Raw genomic sequence first — 1,264 nt, forward strand, 5'->3', positions numbered from 1 at the left:
CGCCCTAGAATCGCGTCGCCACCCCGATCCGTACCAGCGCCTGAGACCGATTGCTGGACGCGGCGCCGGGTTGCATCAGGCCGTTGATCCACGCCTGTGTCACCGCATTGTCGCCACTCGCGCGCTGATAGACGGCCTGGCCATAAACGAGCGTGCGTTTCGAGAAGTGATACTGCAGCGCAGCTGACACCTGATTCGCACGATTGCCGTCGAGCACCGCATTGCCGTGCATATACGCATAGTCAATGCCCGCGGACCACGGCCCGGAAATGTCCCAGAGCGCGCTCGCCTTGTATACGTCGATCCGGGCGCCGGTCGCCGTGTTCTTCGTGTTCGTATACAGCAGCATCGCCAGCACGCGCGGGAACTGGTAGTGCGCACCGAATCCGAAGTTGCGGATGCCATCGTGGCCGTTGCCGAGTTGCGGATACTTGACGTCGACATACGCGGCACCGAGGCTGAACGGGCCGTTCACGTAACTCATCCCGACGCTCACAGTCGAATCCGTGGAGAACGCGCCCGGAACGCCGCCGAAACCGTACAACGCGCCGACCGTCAATCCCGCAAAAGCCGGGCTGCGGTACTTGATCGAGTTCGGGACGCGTGCGGCGCCGGCCATTCGGTCGAAGTCGAATGAGCCTGTCGGGTTGTTCGGGACGCCGAGCGCCGCGAAGGGACCTTGCCGGAATCCATAGAGTCCGCTGAAGAGGCGCGCACCGTCGAAGAAGCCGAGCGTCAGCGTGTCGAACATGAAGTCGTATTGGTTGCCGAACGTCAGCGTGCCAAACCGGTTGTTCGACAGCCCGACCGTCGCTGTGCGGTTGAACAGCTGGGTCGCGCCCGGAATCGTCGAACCGTTGCCGAGATCGAACTGGGACGTCAATTCAAACAGCGCCTTGTTGCCGTCGCCAAGATTCTCTTCGCCACTGATGATCAGCAGATTGGGCGCATAGATGCCACTGTCAAACACCGCCGCAGCGCCGCCGTGTTGATTGTTCACATACGTGACGCCCGCGTCGACGATTCCCGACAGCGTGACGCTACCCTGAGCCGAAACGAGCGCCGGCACGGACATGGCGCATGCGCACGTCCATTTCATTGTTCTCAACCGCATCTATGCTCCGTGCCGGTCTGCAAGACGGCCCGCCATCGGGCGGGGCCGCACGATATGGCGAGCCGGGCGTCATGCCCACTCGGCGGTCACCTCGATCGGGCGCAGGTCGAACAGCAGCACTTCCGCCTGCTTGCCGTCCGAGAACGTCAG

At 62.8% G+C, this 1,264-nt stretch carries 1 protein-coding gene and 1 pseudogene; both read right to left on the reverse strand.

Annotated elements, in window-relative coordinates; translation table 11 throughout:
- Positions 1-4: 4 nt before the first annotated feature.
- Positions 5-1,075, reverse strand: coding sequence for a porin (locus tag KH616_RS25115; RefSeq protein WP_292255268.1), 1,071 nt, complete (start codon positions 1,073-1,075; stop codon positions 5-7).
- Between the two features lie 108 nt (positions 1,076-1,183).
- Positions 1,184-1,264 (reverse strand): annotated as a pseudogene (locus KH616_RS25120) (quercetin 2,3-dioxygenase); the annotation flags it as partial.

This window comes from Burkholderia sp., assembly GCF_018375725.1.
In the GTDB taxonomy this organism is placed as follows: domain Bacteria; phylum Pseudomonadota; class Gammaproteobacteria; order Burkholderiales; family Burkholderiaceae; genus Burkholderia.

Coding starts and splice junctions, on each gene's coding strand:
- KH616_RS25115 (WP_292255268.1), bottom strand. CDS start 1,075: ATGTCCGTGCCGGCGCTCGTTTCGGCTCAGGGTAGCGTCACGCTGTCG.